This is a genomic window from Flavobacterium sp. (assembly GCF_043722275.1).
In the GTDB taxonomy this organism is placed as follows: Bacteria; Bacteroidota; Bacteroidia; order Flavobacteriales; family Flavobacteriaceae; genus Flavobacterium.
Genome location: NZ_JAYSPC010000119.1, coordinates 42,004 through 59,617 on the forward strand (window position 1 = coordinate 42,004; position 17,614 = coordinate 59,617).

The window sequence follows — 17,614 nt, forward strand, 5'->3', positions numbered from 1 at the left end:
AATATATATACAATGAATAAATACACCGTTTTAAAGTGGGAAAAGCTGTTGTTATGGCTGATTCCTCCTATTCTTAGAAAAAAAACTCATGTTGACTGGCTCGATGTTTTACTGACGCCTCTTCATACTATTTACGAAGAGATTCTTTATAAAATGCAACATACCGGTCAGGTCATTTATCTTGAAAAAGTACTAAATGATACTTATAATCCAACAAAAATTTACAATCCTAATTTAAGTACTGAGCAAAAACGATTAGAGGAGTTAATTTATATAGACGAATCTGTGAAGCCTACTTTACAATATGTATATCTTCATAAAGAGTATTATGAACCTGATGGTACTTTGATGATTCCGCAATTGAAAGTGTATACAAATGAGGAATATAAAAACAGAAACAACAAACCTGTTTATCTCGCGCATCGCAAAGATTATACAAAAATAACGTATGCCAATTTCAGGGTATTTATTCCGGAAAGTTTAATAGTAAACGGTAATATAGTTATCGAACCAACTAAAGACGGTTCTGTAAAAACAGAAGCTATTAAAATAGCGAATATAGAATACCACAATTTGCTTAACTTTTATAAACTGGCAGGTAAAAGTTACGAAAGTTACTCTTATTCAAAAGGTTAGAAAGAGAAACTAAATATCAGAGATTCTAAATAAAAAAAAACCGACATTTAAATAAATAAAAATGAAACAAATAAATTTTAGTCATGAAGGGGGATTTCCTCTTGAGCAAGAAACTTTAGAGAGACTTCAAACCGCTTACAGATCTGAATTATTCGGAGCTTTAAAAGCACATTTAAGCATTGATACACAGACTGATTATATCTTAGCTCCGGCAACAATCAATACAAAAGGCTGGGCTGTAATTCGTATAAAAGAAAAAGATCCAAAAGATCCTGCCGGAGGAACAAAAATGCAAGGAATTTTATACCCTATTAAAGAAGCTGCTCCAACAGGCTTTTTAAAGGCAACCAGAACCGGAACAAATTTAGTATACGGAACAGGAGTTTCTCAAACTGCTTATTTTGATTATGAGGCCGAATACATTAGCGCACAAGATTATACAAATCGTCCTGAATCTCCTGAAAATAGTGATGCAACAACGGTAAATTATTATGATTTGGCACAATTTCAAATTGTGAAAGATCGTAAGGCTATTGAAGGAATTCTGGAAGCAATAAATGCAAATATCGATGCAATAGAAAGAAATATTGGTACAATAGAAAGTAACATTGATTCTGTTGAAACAGCTATTAATGTGATTAATCAAACCTATCTTCCGCTTGACGGCTCAAAAGCAATGACAGGAGATTTTTCAATGAGTAGCAAAAGGTTACTACAACCTACAAATTCTACTGGAAGAGCTTTAGTAAATAGCAGTGACACAATAATCTCAAGTCTTTCTCTAAACTATCAATCTGATTGGCAGAATACTTCCATTGGAGGAAAAGTATATTTAGAGAATTTAAGTACAACAAACTCAGTTGGTTCTTTATTGGTTATAGATGATTATCATCAGGTAACGAAAAGCAATTCGCTACCAGAATTACTTAATCGCATCACTGTTTTAGAAAGTAAAATATCGACAGCAACAGCAGCTGTACCTATTGGAATGGTGGCTATTTGGGGAAAACCTGCACCATTTCCTGATGGTTGGAAAGAATATCTGCCATTGAGGGGAAGAATGCCGTTGGGATTAAATCCTGATGATCCCGATTTTAGCCGACTTCGAGACTTCGCTGGCTCAAAAACTAAAAAGCTAGAGGTTTATGAAATACCTTCACACTCTCACAACTTCGTTTCTGATAACAATGCCCTTGAGGATGGTTTAAGATTCGGATCAAATGAGAGCTATCAGACTGGAGTAGCCAGTCAAAAAACAGAAGAAACGGGAGGAGGTCAACCTTTTTCTATCATGAATCCCCATACAGTAATTTATTTCATAGAATATACAGGACTTTCAAGTGATACAACAGCACCAACAAGTCCAACAAATTTGATAGTATCAAATATTGGGACTACAGGTATAACTTTAAGCTGGACAGCATCAAGCGACAATGTAGCTGTTAGTGATTATATTTTATATCAAAGCGGTGCTGTGCCGCTTCAGTTAGGCAACGTTCTTTCACATAATGTTTCCGGATTATCGCCAGGTACAAATTATAGTTTCTATGTTATAGCACAAGACTCGGCAAACAATTCATCAATTGCCAGTAATATTGTAAACGCAACCACAACGTCAATTGTAGAACCAACAGGACCAATAATACCAAGATACATAAATGCCCGTTTTACAGGGGTAAATCGTATTCTAATTAATTGGAGTATTGAGCCAAATAATACTGGGAATGTTCTTTATCAAATTTTAACAGGAGATCGCTATTTCGAAAATTATGTAGCAATAGGCCAAACCTATGAGAATGGCTATATTGATTTAAATGTAACCAAGTATAATTCTTACTATTATAAATTGCGAATTATAAATGAAGCTGGAGAGCCTCTTTCAGATTTTTCTCAGATTCTTGAAGTAAAAGCAAATCCAAGTCTGGAAGATGAATAGAATTGATAGAAGGTTTTGAATATTCAAAAACCAAATATCTCTAAGCAATCTTTTGGGCCTAAAACCCAAAAGATTACTTTATCAAAAAACTTAAAACGTACAAAAACATACATGAAAATTGTAAAATTTATTTTTACGGCCTCAGCATTGCTGTGGCTTTTATTAACAATTCTGGCAATGATGCCGATAGCAGCTTTACTATCACCAACCCTTTTTATATCAAAAAAACATTACACAGAATGGATCCTTTTTTTATTTGCATTAATTTGTTCTTTAGGGATCTACCCTATTTGTTTTGTGTATTCTGCCATCAAATGGAACGGCTTTTTAAGCTATTTAAGAAAACTTAGTTTAGGTATTGATATTAATGGAAATATGATTGCCGGAGATTTGCTAAATGACAATTTTATTATTGCATCCTCAACCAATAAATTTGGTGCTGTTCAGGAAACGATAAGCGATAATTTAGGAGAAAATGAAAGAGACAACACACTATCGATTTTTGGCAAAAGATTTACCAACTTACTGGGAGTAATTGATTTTGAACATGCCAAAAAATCAATAGTAAAAGATTAACATAAATAAAAACGATATGCATAAAATTTCAGAATACTCAAACGAAATGAAACTATTGCTATATGGATTTTTTATTTACTTAGAAATGGATATAGAAATTGTTAAAGTATTGTTTTATCTCATGGTAATGGATACTTTTTTAGGCATTATCAAAACCATAGTATTAAATAACCCATTTAGCTTTAAAAAATTGGCTTTAGGATTTGTATCTAAACTAGCCGTATTACTAATACCAACCGCTTTGGCATTAATGAGTATAGGACTTAATTACAACTTTAAATGGTTTGTAACTATAGTAATGGACTTACTTATTGTTAGCGATGGTATTTCAATTATAAGCAATATTATTGCTATAAAAACAAAAAAAGAAGTCGAAAATTTCGATGCAATGACATTAATTCTAAAGTTGGTAAGAGATCGTTTGATACAGCTTTTTAAAAGGCTTTTGATCACAATAGATCCTAAGCTTCATATAGAAAAATAGACTCGCATATTAAAAGAATAAAAATATACGTACAATAACTTAACGATCGGTTATTTCTGATAATACAAATAAAACAATCAGAGTTATAAGACTCAACAAATCTACAATTGCTGAGCAGGATTAAATAGTTTGTTTAATAGTATAACCTCTGAAGTTTTGCTTTAGAGGTTTTTTATGAGATTATAAAGCCCGAAAACCGCAATAAAATACTTTCAAATAATAGAATCCAATTTTTAAATTTCTACTTTTAAGAAGTATATTTTTTCAATATATTTCACAAAGCTATGCTAAAAAAATACAGCTCATTACTTTTATTTACGGCAATTGAAATTGAAATTGCGTCCATAAGTTTAAATAATTACATTACTAATAATTCGGCTTTACTTTCTGTTTTAACCGCTTTATTTTTAATGGTAATCCCTGCATTTTATTATTTTCTAACTAAGAAAAAAGAAACTGAATTCACTTTTTGGTTTATTTTCTATTCCGTTTTTAAGATTACTCCTTATATCTTTCAGATGGAAAAACAACTTTTTTCAAGTCATTTTTCAGTGGAAAATTTATTTCAATATTGCATTTCTGATTTTCTTACTATTGAAAGCTTTTCAATTTATTCGAAACTTTAGAAAAGCTGCCAGACAAAAAGACACTATCGAACAAGACGAATATTCTATTATTTCTGATTATTTAAAAGAATCAATTCCATTCAAAAAATTAGGAAAAACAATCGCTTTTGAAGTTTGCTCTTTCTATTATTGTTTTATAAAATGGACAGGAAATAAAAACAATCAAAATAATTTTTCAGGATATCGGGAAAGTGGCGTGAGTGCTCTTTATATTGGTTTAATGTTAGCTTCGGGTTTTGAAGCTATTGGTTTGCATGTATTTTTAATTTCACGAAGTAAAATTGCTGCGATTCTTTTTCTTGTACTTCATATTTATTTAATTATTAATCTTACGGGTCATTTAAAAGCTATTTTCTTCAGAAATCATCTTATTTTATCTCAAAAAATTGTGATTCGTTACGGACTTTTTGATACTTTAGAAATACCTATTGATTCGATTATTACATTACAAAAATTTGAAGGTGATTATGACAAAAGTAATCAGCTTGTAAAATTTGCATTATTAGGAAAATTAGAACCTCATAATATTTCGATTGAATTAAAAAATAGTATTAAAGTTAATTTACCCTTTGGAATCACAAAGCAACCTAAAAAAATATTGCTTTATATTGACAACGCAAATGATTTTATTAAAATAGTTAAAGACAAAATTGAAGAGAACAAAACTCTTCTTAAACCAAAAACGCTACAAATGGAAAAAAGCATGTAAAACTACTATTTCACATGCTTTTTAATTTTAAACCAACAACTAATTTATATCTTTATTTCTTTCGCAGCAGCGTCTTTCTTTTTTGCCAGCTGATTTACTCTCCACATTAATAATATGGTCGAAAGCGTAATCACAGCAATAACATATCCTAAAATATCATAGTTTTCCAGCGGAGATGATTTCGTTTTTTGATGAACAATAAAACCTGCACAAACAGCCGCGATTCCACCCGCAATTTGTTGTAAAGATGAAGTAATCGACATATAAGCGCCACGATCTTTCATTTCTGGAATGGCAGTATTTAAGGTCGTTGCCGGAATCATACGACTCATGATTCCCATAAATAAAATCATATTAATTACTACAATTTCCCATAGCGGAATCGGATTCAGATTCGTATAAATTAATATCATAATCACAGAAATTACAGATCCTGCGGCAAACAATTTGAACTTACTGATTTTATCACTTAATTTTCCAACCAAAGGCATAATAAATAATACCGAAAGTCCGGTGAAGAAAAATACCATTGGCAATTCGAGTTGGCTAATATGAATATTGTTAACCAAAAAGGCACTTCCAAAAGGCTGTAACATAAATCCTCCCACCGATAAAAATGCAATAGCGGTAAAACCTACCTGATAATGTTTATTACTTAAGGTATGCCACAAATGCAGAAAAGGATTTTTATCTGATTGTAATTCTAAATGTTTGGTAATTGGCTGCATTTGAGTTATAATAGCTATAAGAATTAAAACTCCTAAAACGGCAATCATATAAAATGCCGAATGCCATCCCCAGTTATTTGCAAAATACAAACCTACCGGAATTCCTAAAATCTGACTTGTTGCAAATGCCATTTGTATGAATCCCATAACGCGTCCTCTTTGATGTATAACAAATAAATCAGTTACGATTGCTAGTGAAACAGAACCAATTACACCGCCAAAAAGTCCGGTAACGATTCTTGCCATTAGTAAAATCATATAACTGGACGAAAGCGCACAGAAAACAGTTCCTATAATGAAACCTGTATAAAAGAAAATCAGTAATTTTTTTCGATCAAAACGATCTGCAAAACCCGCAGCCAGTAATCCCGAAATTCCGGCACTAAACGCATAAGCTGAAACGGCAAAACCAAAGTTGGCTGTTGTCATATCAAGGGTTTTCATTAAGATATCTCCTAACGGAGAAATAACCATAAAATCAAGTATCACAGTAAACTGCAAAAGTGCCAAAATTGCAATAATGATTTTTTGGTGAGAAGTAAAAGCGGGGTTATCCCCAATTGTTTTTTCCATATAAATGGGTTGTTTTTTATTAATTTAATTCCTGGCATTCGTGACCAAATTCGTTGATCATACCAATGATTGTTTCGGGTTTAAGCACATTTGAAACAACGCGAAGTACGCAATCGACATCTTCATGATCGATACTCCATTGCTCAATATCCTGATGCTCGTCCAGCGTTTTACGCATCTCGCAGGCTGGATCAATATTCGTAATATTCGTTTTAAAAACGTAGATTGAGTTTAAATCTGTTTCCATAATTTTTCATGGTGTTAAGGCTTTTATGGTTCGGCTAAAAGCTTCTTTCATAATTTCTTTGGTAAGTTTAAATGGCTTTCCTCCCATACTCTTACCTTCAGTATGCAGGTTCAACAACGTATACAACGGTCCGTAAGCCACAGACCAAAAGGCTTCAAATGTCATTGGAACAAGTTCTTTCTTACGAAGTCCGTTATCAATAAACTCTTTCATAATCATTCTAAAATCTGCAAACTCTTTAATAGAATCCAGAATGACTTCTGAGTGGGGAGAATGTTTGACGATTTCAAAAAAAGCAACTTCCTTGGGGTATTTCATGGTAAACGCCGCCCGGTTTTCCCATTGCTTCCATAATCCTTCTTCAAACGACATTTGGGGTGAAAAATCTTTTACTGTTCCGGTAAAAAATTTAAGTGCAATCACAGCACCTATTTTTTGTATTAAATCATCTTTGTCTTTGTAATAAATATATAATGTTCCAACAGAAATTGAACAGGCTTTCGCCAGCTTATTCATACTGAAACCCTGAAATCCGTCACGAACGATTTGATCGATTGCAGTTGTAATTACCAGCTTCTCCTTATCAATATCCCGAATTCTCATATGCTAATTTTTTCACAAAGATAAATTAATAAATGAATAAGCATTCTTTTATTAATTATTTTTTGTTGATTTTTTTTTTTTAAAGAAACCCGATAGATTAAATATTATGTTTTGAGAAACTTTCTTTTCTAAATCCACTCAAACGACAAACCCGACAGGTTTTTAAAACCTGTCGGGTTTAAAAAAACGGATTCTATAATTACTCCATAAAAAAAACTCCTGCTCAAAAAATGAACAGGAGTTTCAAAAACAAATCTAATTTCTATTTCTAATCTAAATTTTCTATTTAATTATGCTAATCCACGAGTTAACCAACCACTTTTATTGGCAGTAACAATAGCATAAGGTGTAATCCAGAATAAGCTAAACGTGTAAAAAAGACTGTATGAATACGCCCAAAGCGAATCTGAAAAACTATATCTTTTAGCATAAAATAAAACCGGGAAACTCGAAACAATCAATATTCCCAATAATGTCGAACTTAAAAACAATAACGGATGCATTGCGATAAAAATAAACATAAAAATCATAAACGGATAAGCCATAACAATTTTCAATGCCTGATTTAACCATAAAAGTCGGGCTCCAAATTTAGATTCTTTTCTAAAATCTGTAAAAACATATTTTGCCATTGCAATATTTTCACGCACATTACTTCTGCTCCATCTTATAAACATTTTATACAATCCCGTATATTCTTCCGGTACGTTTGTAAGTACATATGCATTACGTTGAAACAATACATGTTGACCTTGTTTCAAAATCATATTTGTCATTGCGCGATCTTCTCCAATATCAGATGGCTGTCCCATAAAAGTTTGATTGATCCATTCATCAAGACAAGCAAAAACCGCAGTTTTACGATATGCTGCTGCTGCTCCGGGAGTACAAAGAACAGAGCCCAGTTGACTTTCGGCAGAACGCATGAATTCAAAACTCATTACAAAACTAACATTAAGCATTTTTGGCAATATTGCTTTTTTACTGTTCAAAACATGAACATTTCCTGCTACTGCGCCACATTTTTCGTTTACTACAAACGGACTAACCAAGTTACGTAAAGTGTCTTTTTTTACGATTGAATCACTATCAACCGTTACAAAAATTTCACCTGTTCCTAATTCAAATCCACGGTATAATGCATGACGTTTTCCTGCGTTTTGTGGTTGTTGAAAAATCGTTAAACGATCTCCTAATTTTATTTTAGCTTGTTGCATCCAGTACCAGGTATCATCTTTACTGCCATCATCAACTGCTAATATTTCTAATTTATGTGCTGGAAAATCACTTTCTGCCAAACTCAATAAAGTATCCCAAACCAGTTTCCCTTCGTTATACGCAGGAACGATTACTGTAACTGTTGGCAACATTTCATCAGAAACTGATTCGATAGGTTTGTATTTAAAATACAAGTATAAGTTATATAGAAAAACTCCTGTCTGGAAGAAAAATAAAAGTCCCGCAACTATCAAAAACGGAAGTCCCCAGGTAGAGTTCATTCGGTCAATTTGAAACTGATCAAAGTCGGGTTGTAATTCATAAACCGAATACGCTCCAACAAACATCAAAATAAATGTACTTACAAGTATAAATAATCCAAATTTGCTTTTGGTACGCTCATTTACTTTTTTGGCTGATACATTTGAATTGTTGATACGAAAAATAGAACTATTTAAGGCTTGTTCACTATTAAGATCTGTACTTGAAGTATAAAATTGGTCTGTTGTTAGGGTTTCACTTTTCATATGACACTACTTTTTGATTGCTTTGTATGGCTTTTATATAATTTGATTTCCTCCCGATTCTTTATTTTCATTTATCGTCAAGGATTTTACATTATCCCATTTTGCAAGCCTTGTGCCATTATCACTTTTTACTGGTTTTAAGCGATTTACCTATTTCATATATTTGTGATGTGTATAATATTTATACGTTTTTAGGATACAGTATACAGTTTTATTGAGCTTATGGAGTAGTCAGATGAGGTTATTTAAGATATTTTCGCTATACCTAATGGCTATTTCCAAAATTTATATTTCATTTAATATTTCTATTATTCTTAACACATTCTGTCTTTATAAAAAACCGTAATATAAATTCTATAATGAAAACTCATTTTTTGTATCATCATTATGAAACAAAAAAAATGCCTTGCTAATAAAGCAAGACATTTTTATATTTTATTCTTTATAAAACTTAGCACAAAGTTTAAAGAAAACCAGTGCAAACTCGTTTAAATCTATCAAAATCCGTGGGCAAATTAACTTGAAACTTAAACCTGAAACCCGGCTTTTATTCTTTAGGCTTCGTTAAGTAATATACCGGAATTCCCGTTAACATAATCAAAACTCCCCAACCACAAGTTGAGAATTTTGTCAATAATAACGAAATACAAACTGCCGTTGCAATCACGATGTACAACATTGGTAAAAATGGATATCCAAAGGCTTTGTAAGGTCTTTCGACATTCGGCATTTTTTTACGTAAAATGAAAATTCCGTAAATGGTTAAGATGTAAAAAATCAAAACTATGATAATTACGAAATCCAATAAATCACCATATTTCCCTGTCAGACACAAAGCCGAGGCCCAGATACATTGCGCCCAAAGTGCCCACGCAGGAACACTTGATTCATTTAAAATAGCTGCTTTTTTAAAGAACAAACCGTCTTTTGCCATTGTATAATATACTCTCGCACCCGCCATAATTAATCCGTTGTTACAGGCAAAAGTCGAAATCATAATCATAATTGCGATTATCAAAGTTCCTATATCGCCAAAAATATATTGTGAAGCCACAACCGCTACTCTATCAGATTTTGCTGTTGCAATTTCGTCAAGCGGAATTACAGCCAAATACATCAAATTAGTTAAAACATAAATAATGGTCACAATAAAAGTTCCTAAAAATAAACTGAAACCAACATTACGTTTTGGGTTTTTAATTTCTCCTGCAATAAACGTAACTCCGTTCCAGGCATCACTGGAAAATAACGATCCAACCATAGCAGCCGAAATTCCGGTAATCAAAGCTGTTCCGCTAATTGGCAACCACGATCCGGTATCTTTATTATACGAACGCGTTGTCCATGCATCAGTCCAGTTTGCATCCCAAACCGAAGCTTTTGCAGCCAATGTCAATCCGAAAACGATTAATCCCAATAATGATAAAATCTTAATAATCGTAAGAACCGTTTGTAGAATTTTTCCATTCTTCACACCACGACTGTTAATATATGTCAATACCACAATCGTGAAAATCGAAACAATCTGTGCCGCGTTGAGTTTAAAAGAACCCAACTCATACAATATATTCTCATCGCTTAAAGGTTCATATAAATAAGCGGCAAACTTGGAGAACGCTACGCCAACGGCAGCAATAGTTCCGGTTTGAATTACAGCAAAAAAACTCCAGCCATACAAAAAGGCTATTAATTTATTATACGCTTCTTTCAGGTAAACATATTGTCCGCCCGCTTTTGGGAACATCGCACTCAACTCGCCGTAACTCACAGCGGCAATTATAGTAATTAATCCAGAGATTAGCCAAATTAAAGTTAGCCATCCTGCTGAGCCTACTTGTCTGGCAATATCAGCACTCACAATAAATATCCCTGATCCAATCATAGAACCCACTACAAGCATGGTTCCGTCTAATAATCCGAGTTCTCTTTTAAAATTTTCCTGATCGTTTTCTTGCATTGTTTTTGGTTTTTTGGGTTGGCTAAAGATATACTTTTTTCTCAAATTCCAAATCCTGAAATTCCAAATTTCAATTCTTATTTGCCACTTAATTGTAATCAACGGCAAAACTTTGAAGAAAGTAATTTTTAAGGTAATTTTTTTCAAAATCTAAATCTAAAATAATATGGGCGTATCCCTTCGGGTCGGGCTTTCGGCTTTATCTTTTACAACGCTTCGCTGGTAAAAGGATATCGCCTCTATCCCTTACGCAAATCTCATTTCATAAGAAGTTTGAGAAATAATTCATTTACGGATTTCCATAAAATTATACTTTTTGATGTGTTTACATTTGAAAAAACAATAGTAATAAAAAATCCACATGAAAAACTACAAAGTAATTTTGACAATATTCTTAATAATTTCAAACATTTCGTTTGCACAAATTTCAACAAAAGAAAAAGAAATCAGTAATGCTGAAAAGTTTACAGATAAATCTGGAACATTAATTCAAAAAGAATTCATTGATATAGGTGATCTAAAAAAATGCAAAATTCAAACAGCAAAATTTACTGATTTAATAACCACTCAAAAAACAAGTGCTGTACGATTTGAATATAATTACATTAGTTCTTATTCAACAGATAATAAACTTGCTTTATTGGACTCTGATGAAATTGATGGACTAATAAAATCTTTAAAATTAATTCAAGAGAAAATTCTTCCTACAGTGCCTACTAATTATACAGAAATCTCATTTAGAAGTAGAAGTGGATTTGAGGCTGGCTGCTTTTCAAAAAAAGAAAGCTGGGATATATATTTGAAATTAGAAAGATATGATGGTAAATCTTATGTCTTTTTAAATAAAGAGGATTTACCCAAACTTTTATCACTTTTAGAACAAGCAAAATTAAGTCTCTAGAAAAAACAAAAAAAGACGGTAAAGCTGAAAACCGAAAGAGTAGGTATAATTAAAAAAATAAAATTTATGGCACTTTTAGATCACAATGGAGAAAGTGAATTTCCAATGTCAAAAGAAAAAGTTTTTAAAGCAATGCAAAGGGCAATACCAACAATCAAAGGATTGACGATTGAAATTGCAGACAAACTACAAGGGAGATTTATAGTAAAAGCAGGAGTTAGTTTATATAGCTGGGGCGAAAACATACCAATTCAATTAACTGAAATTTCTGAAAACAGAACTAGAGTAAACCTTACTTCTTCCCCAAAAACAGGCAATATGTTTGGAGGTTCATCTGATATGGGGAAAAATAGAAAAAATATTGAGGATATTCTTTTCAACACTTCAAAAATTTTATCTGATGAAAACGAACAACTTTCCACTGAAACAATTTTAGACAAACCACTAATGAATAATCAGGTAAATAATTATCAAACAGTTAAAAATTCAAACTTAATGCAAACTAACAATTCAAGTTCCTGGTATGAAAAAAAATGGTTAGTTATAATTCTTTGTATTATATTTTTTCCAATTGGTCTTTATGCCCTGTGGAAAAACACAATTATTTCAAAGGGCTGGAAAATTAGTATAATAATAATATCTTTAATTGTTTTTACAAATTTTAACAATAAAAAACCAACACAACCTACACCAAATGAGAATACAAGTACAGTTCCGATTCAGCCGGAAATGGCTACTGAAGAACAAGAAAAATCTCCCACTCAAAAAGAAGCTATCATAACTAAATTAAAAGAAAAAGCAAAAAGAGATTGGCCGAATGATTATACAACACAAGAATTTTGGGTTAATCAACAAATTGACGATTACGAATATATGTTAAGCATAGAAAACAATTCAATAAAAGCGAAAGCAGAAAAAGATTGGCCATTAGATTTCTCAACGCAGAAATTTTGGTATAACGAACAAATTGACGCTCAAGAAAGAATGGAGTAGACAAAACACTTTTCTATTTTTAGGATAACTATTCTGTTCTATTTTTGAAATTATTAAAAGCTACATTATAAATTTGTAGCTTTTTTCAATAGCAATAATATATCTTTGAATTCTATTAAAAACCTCAGGATAAAATCAGTTTTCTAAATGTATATATCTTTCATCATAATAAGCTTAAATAGAAAAAGAGAAATTAATTTTTACTAAATGATAACGTCTCAAAAGGAACAGATAATCAACAAAATTGCCCAAGATAAAATTGATTTCAATTTTGGTCTAAAACTTTTATTAGAAGATTCCGAATTTAAATTTGAGGATTTTTTTGCAACTTTAAAAAATTACATATTTAATGCTATTCCCGATAAGACAGATTATAATACTGAAACGTATCAAAATGCTATTAATACAATTCCGTTAAAAGCGACTTATACTCCAATTGCAATTCTAAGATCTTTTTCGACAAAAATTGCCTTTAATAAATTAGCTGAACTTCCTGAAAACGAAAATGTAAAAGTAGTAACCTCATTACTTTGGATTTTTAAAGTTATAGACACTCAAAGAAGAAATACAGAATGTAAAAATGGTTGCGGACATTTTTGGCATGAACTGGAATAAAAAAGTCATTATTTCAGTTTAAAAACTTAAAGCAATCATAGTAGTAAAAACAATAAATATTATTGCAAAATACGATTTACCTGTGAAAAGGTTCTTTGATAATAAGCTTCTTTGGTTGAAGAAATCATAACGCCTCCGTGAGTCGAAGAATGAACAAATTTAATTTCTCCATCTGCTACTTCTACTACCATTCCAACATGATTAATTTGGCGTCGTCCGTTAGTTTTAAAGAAAATCAAATCTCCTTTTTGTGCTTCGTCAGTATCTACTTTAGTACCAATTCTGGATTGTTCGATAGAACTTCTTGGCAACTTGATATCAAAATTATTAAAGGTACAAATCATTAAACCTGAACAATCAAAACCTGCTTTTGTGGTTCCGCCTGATCTATAACGCGTTCCGATATTTTCGGTTGCATTCATAATCAATTGATTGACTAATTCAGAATGATTGCTTACTCTAAATATTGTCGTTGTGTCTTTTTTAATTTCTGAATTATCTGCGACCTCAGATGATGTTGGTACGTTATTTTGTAATTCGGGAGTAGGATTTAATGCTTGTGCTGCATCTGCTTTTTCTTTTGATGTATTTATTTTCAATACATAACCTACCGGCAACTTTCCTTTTATAAATGGATTTTGTCGTTCCAGTTCTGCAACTGTTAGACCATATCTTTTAGCAATAGCAAATTTTGTTTCTTTTGGCTGTACTTCAACAACTATATCAACGTTGTTGTTAGCGGATACTAGTTCAGGTTGTAAATCACCGTTTTTAGTTTTGTTTTCTGAATTTACGACGGCTTTTTCAGTAACCTGAGTTTGATTTGCATTTAATGCTTGCGCTAAACCTGCTTTTTCTTTTGAAGTTTTAATTTTTAAAACATATCCTACAGGTAATTTCCCTTTAATATACGGATTTTGTCGCTCCAGTTCTGCAACTGTAATTCCGTATTTTTTGGCAATAAGATATTTTGTTTCCTTTGGTTTTACTTCAACTATTACCTCAACATCTGTTGAAGGCATTAGTTCTGTTTTTTGTGTATTCTGATTTTTTATAGTAGTTTCAGTCGACGCGATAGTATTAGACGTAATATTAAGCTTTTGCCCAATTTTTAAACCATCATTTTCTAACGAGGGATTTGCTTTTTTTAAATCCTCAACAGTAACATTGTATTTTTTTGAAATAGACCAAAGGGTTTCTTTTTCCTGTACTTCGTGTATATCTGAACTTAATGTTGCTGCGGGGATTGTACTTGCAACTGTTTCAGTTTTTTTTGTAGTGGCTTTTTTATTGGTATTCGGAATCAATAAAACCGAATTTAACTTTAAAACCTTGGGAGCGTCAGGATTGGCTTCCTCGATGTCTTTGGCTTTTACACCGTATTTTTTAGCAATTACAGTAAGATTTTCTCCTTTTGATATTTTGTGCCTGATAAACTTTTCCTGCGAAAACACTCCAACACTGAAAAAAAACAACACTATAATTAATCTAACAACCATACCTATTAAAGTTTAATGAATACTTCTTTAAGTTTAAATAATATAACTTTTAACCTGAATAATATAAACTAGAAAAATGTAAATATATTATATAAAAAGCGAATTTACCCTTTTAATGTAAAAGAAACACGTTTTTTAACAACAAATTTATCTCAAATTAACTACCGCAGTATAAAACCCGTGCCAACATTTTAAAAATATGTACTTTAAGCACGCTTTATTTTTTTCGAAAACGAGACTTAAACGGAAAAAAAAATTGAACAACATTCTTATTTGGATTATAAGACAAAAAAACTGTTTAAAATTGTCACAAAATCTTCTGATGAAAACAATTGTCCTAGCCATGATGGAAGCGGCATCCTTTTTATTTTTTCTTTAAAAATAAAAAGATACAGCGAATCCCGAAGCTTCGGAAGAATAAGCTCCTAAATAAAAAACGCCCTGTTTTCACAGAGCGTTTCTAGTATAATCTAAATCTTAAAGATTAAGCTTTTCCGGCAGCAATTAAGTTTAATGCTGAACCTGCAACGAACCAGCCAATTTGTCCAGCGTTGTAAGTATGGTTTGCTAAAATAATATCTTTTGTACCATCTGCGTGAACGAACTCTAATGTTAATGGTTTTCCCGGAGCGAACTCGGTTAAATCAGTGAAGTTAATTGTATCGTTTTCCTGAATTTTATCGTAATCTGATTCAGTAGCAAAAGTTAATCCTAAAAGACCTTGTTTTTTAAGGTTTGTTTCGTGGATACGAGCAAAAGATTTTACTAATACCGCTTTAACTCCTAAGAAACGTGGTTCCATTGCGGCATGTTCACGTGATGAACCTTCACCATAATTGTGATCTCCCACAACAATAGATGGAACTCCAGCCGCTTTGTATGCGCGAGCTACAGCAGGAACTGCGTCGTAAGTACCTGTTAATTGATTTTTAACAGAGTTTGTTTTTTGGTTGAATGCATTTACTGCGCCAATCAACATATTGTTTGAAATATTATCTAAATGTCCGCGGAAACGTAACCATGGTCCTGCCATAGAAATGTGATCCGTTGTACATTTTCCAAATGCTTTGATTAATAATTTAGCGCCTGTAATGTTTTTACCATCCCATGCATCAAACGGAGCTAATAATTGCAAGCGTTCTGATGCCGGATCTACTGCAACCTGAACTCCTGAACCATCAGCAGCGGGAGCCTGAAAGCCCGGATCTTCTGCATCGAAACCTTTTGGAGGCAATTCGTCTCCTGTTGGAGCGTCTAACATTACTTCTTCTCCATCTTCATTGATTAAAGTATCTGTTAAAGGGTTAAATCCTAAATCACCTGCAATTGCCATAGCTGTAACTAATTCCGGAGAACCTACGAAAGCTAATGTGTTTGGGTTACCATCTGCACGTTTTGAGAAGTTACGGTTGAAAGAGTGAACGATTGTGTTTCTTTCTTCCTTCTCTGCCCCATCTCTGTCCCACATACCAATACATGGTCCGCAGGCATTCGCAAAAACAGTTGCGCCAATTTTCTCAAAAGTTTCGATAAACCCATCTCTTTCAATTGTATAACGTACTACTTCAGATCCTGGGGTAATTGTAAATTGAGATTTAGTTTTTAAGTTTTTTGCACTTACTTGTCTTGCCAAAGAAGCTGCACGAGCAATATCTTCGTAAGATGAGTTGGTACAAGAACCTATTAAACCTACCTGAATTTGTAATGGCCAGTTATTTTTGATCGCTTCTTCTTTCATTTTAGAAATTGGAGTAGCTAAATCCGGTGTAAAAGGACCGTTTAAGTGTGGCTCCAATTCGGTTAAATTGATTTCGATAACCTGATCAAAATATTGTTCCGGATTTGCGTAAACTTCGGGATCTCCTGTTAAATAAGGAGCTACTTTATCTGCAGCATCTGCAACATCTGCTCTGTTTGTAGAACGCAGGTAACGGCTCATTGAATCATCATAACCAAAAGTTGAAGTTGTTGCTCCAATTTCGGCACCCATGTTACAAATAGTTCCTTTACCGGTACAAGACATTGAAGTTGCACCTTCACCAAAATATTCAACGATTGCCCCTGTACCACCTTTTACAGTAAGAATACCGGCAACTTTAAGGATAACATCTTTAGGAGCAGTCCAGCCTGATAATTTACCGGTTAATTTTACTCCAATTAATTTAGGAAATTTCAATTCCCAAGCCATACCTGACATAACATCTACGGCATCAGCTCCACCAACACCAATAGCTACCATTCCTAAACCACCTGCATTTACAGTGTGTGAATCGGTACCAATCATCATTCCGCCCGGAAATGCATAATTTTCAAGTACTACCTGGTGAATAATTCCTGCTCCCGGTTTCCAGAAACCAATTCCGTATTTATTAGAAACTGATGACAAGAAGTCGAAAACTTCATTACTTTGTGTTTTTGCTCTTGCCAAATCGGTTACAGCATCTACTTTTGCCTGAATCAGGTGATCACAGTGTACTGTTGTAGGAACTGCAACTGTTTTTTTACCGGCGTGCATAAATTGCAATAATGCCATTTGAGCTGTTGCATCCTGACATGCTACACGATCCGGTGCAAAATCAACATAATCAACGCCTCTTCCAAACGCCTTAGACGGAGTTCCGTCCCAAAGGTGATTGTACAAAATTTTCTCAGTTAAAGTAAGTGGACGACCAACAATCTCGCGTGCTTTATCAACACGACCAGGCATGTTTTCGTACACTTTTTTAATCATTTCTATATCAAATGCCATATCTCTTAATTTAATTATTATACATTCTAACTTATAA

Annotated in this window: 15 protein-coding genes; 8 read left to right on the forward strand and 7 right to left on the reverse strand. The window is 32.8% G+C overall.

Annotated features, from left to right (window positions below; all coding sequences use genetic code 11):
- The first annotated feature begins 12 nt into the window (after positions 1-12).
- The 5 genes from ACHZDT_RS14970 (at position 13) to ACHZDT_RS14990 (ending at position 4,967) form a co-directional block, all read left to right on the forward strand.
- Positions 13-636 carry a hypothetical protein gene (locus tag ACHZDT_RS14970; RefSeq protein WP_394775426.1) on the forward strand — a complete coding sequence of 208 codons (624 nt, stop codon included), beginning with the start codon at positions 13-15 and terminating at the stop codon, positions 634-636.
- A gap of 61 nt (positions 637-697) precedes the next feature.
- Positions 698-2,572: a fibronectin type III domain-containing protein gene (locus ACHZDT_RS14975; RefSeq protein WP_394775427.1), complete on the forward strand. Its 1,875-nt coding sequence runs from the start codon at positions 698-700 to the stop codon at positions 2,570-2,572.
- 111 nt (positions 2,573-2,683) lie between these two features.
- Complete coding sequence (locus tag ACHZDT_RS14980) at positions 2,684-3,148, forward strand: hypothetical protein (protein WP_394775428.1); 465 nt, start codon at positions 2,684-2,686, stop codon at positions 3,146-3,148.
- A gap of 16 nt (positions 3,149-3,164) precedes the next feature.
- A complete protein-coding gene (locus ACHZDT_RS14985; RefSeq protein ID WP_394775429.1) occupies positions 3,165-3,632 on the forward strand; it encodes a phage holin family protein in 468 nt (155 codons plus the stop codon).
- A 594-nt stretch (positions 3,633-4,226) separates the two neighbouring features.
- Positions 4,227-4,967: a hypothetical protein gene (locus ACHZDT_RS14990; protein ID WP_394775430.1), complete on the forward strand. Its 741-nt coding sequence runs from the start codon at positions 4,227-4,229 to the stop codon at positions 4,965-4,967.
- 44 nt (positions 4,968-5,011) lie between these two features.
- Here the strand turns inward: ACHZDT_RS14990 and ACHZDT_RS14995 are convergent, their stop codons facing one another.
- The 5 genes from ACHZDT_RS14995 to ACHZDT_RS15015 all read right to left on the reverse strand — a co-directional run bounded on the left by ACHZDT_RS14995 (position 5,012) and on the right by ACHZDT_RS15015 (position 10,820).
- Positions 5,012-6,268, reverse strand: coding sequence for an MFS transporter (locus ACHZDT_RS14995; RefSeq protein WP_394775431.1), 1,257 nt, complete (start codon positions 6,266-6,268; stop codon positions 5,012-5,014).
- Between the two features lie 19 nt (positions 6,269-6,287).
- Positions 6,288-6,515, reverse strand: a complete 228-nt coding sequence (locus tag ACHZDT_RS15000) for a hypothetical protein (protein WP_394775432.1) — start codon at positions 6,513-6,515, stop codon at positions 6,288-6,290.
- A 6-nt stretch (positions 6,516-6,521) separates the two neighbouring features.
- Positions 6,522-7,118: a TetR/AcrR family transcriptional regulator gene (locus ACHZDT_RS15005; RefSeq protein ID WP_394775433.1), complete on the reverse strand. Its 597-nt coding sequence runs from the start codon at positions 7,116-7,118 to the stop codon at positions 6,522-6,524.
- A 290-nt stretch (positions 7,119-7,408) separates the two neighbouring features.
- Complete coding sequence (locus ACHZDT_RS15010) at positions 7,409-8,863, reverse strand: glycosyltransferase (RefSeq protein ID WP_394775434.1); 1,455 nt, start codon at positions 8,861-8,863, stop codon at positions 7,409-7,411.
- A 547-nt stretch (positions 8,864-9,410) separates the two neighbouring features.
- Positions 9,411-10,820: an APC family permease gene (locus ACHZDT_RS15015; protein WP_394775435.1), complete on the reverse strand. Its 1,410-nt coding sequence runs from the start codon at positions 10,818-10,820 to the stop codon at positions 9,411-9,413.
- Between the two features lie 361 nt (positions 10,821-11,181).
- Between ACHZDT_RS15015 and ACHZDT_RS15020 the strand changes: the two genes are divergently transcribed.
- From ACHZDT_RS15020 to ACHZDT_RS15030, 3 genes are all read left to right on the forward strand, one after another.
- A complete protein-coding gene (locus tag ACHZDT_RS15020; protein WP_394775436.1) occupies positions 11,182-11,721 on the forward strand; it encodes a hypothetical protein in 540 nt (179 codons plus the stop codon).
- A gap of 105 nt (positions 11,722-11,826) precedes the next feature.
- Positions 11,827-12,714 (forward strand): hypothetical protein, encoded by an 888-nt coding sequence (locus tag ACHZDT_RS15025; RefSeq protein WP_394775437.1) that lies wholly within the window; start codon positions 11,827-11,829, stop codon positions 12,712-12,714.
- A 207-nt stretch (positions 12,715-12,921) separates the two neighbouring features.
- Positions 12,922-13,329 (forward strand): DUF5958 family protein, encoded by a 408-nt coding sequence (locus tag ACHZDT_RS15030; protein WP_394775438.1) that lies wholly within the window; start codon positions 12,922-12,924, stop codon positions 13,327-13,329.
- A 59-nt stretch (positions 13,330-13,388) separates the two neighbouring features.
- Here ACHZDT_RS15030 and ACHZDT_RS15035 read toward each other — a convergent pair whose 3' ends face one another.
- Together ACHZDT_RS15035 and ACHZDT_RS15040 are read right to left on the reverse strand one after the other, a co-directional pair.
- Positions 13,389-14,828 carry a LysM peptidoglycan-binding domain-containing protein gene (locus tag ACHZDT_RS15035; protein ID WP_394775439.1) on the reverse strand — a complete coding sequence of 480 codons (1,440 nt, stop codon included), beginning with the start codon at positions 14,826-14,828 and terminating at the stop codon, positions 13,389-13,391.
- Between the two features lie 484 nt (positions 14,829-15,312).
- A complete protein-coding gene (locus tag ACHZDT_RS15040; RefSeq protein WP_394775440.1) occupies positions 15,313-17,577 on the reverse strand; it encodes an aconitate hydratase in 2,265 nt (754 codons plus the stop codon).
- Between the last annotated feature and the right edge of the window lie 37 nt (positions 17,578-17,614).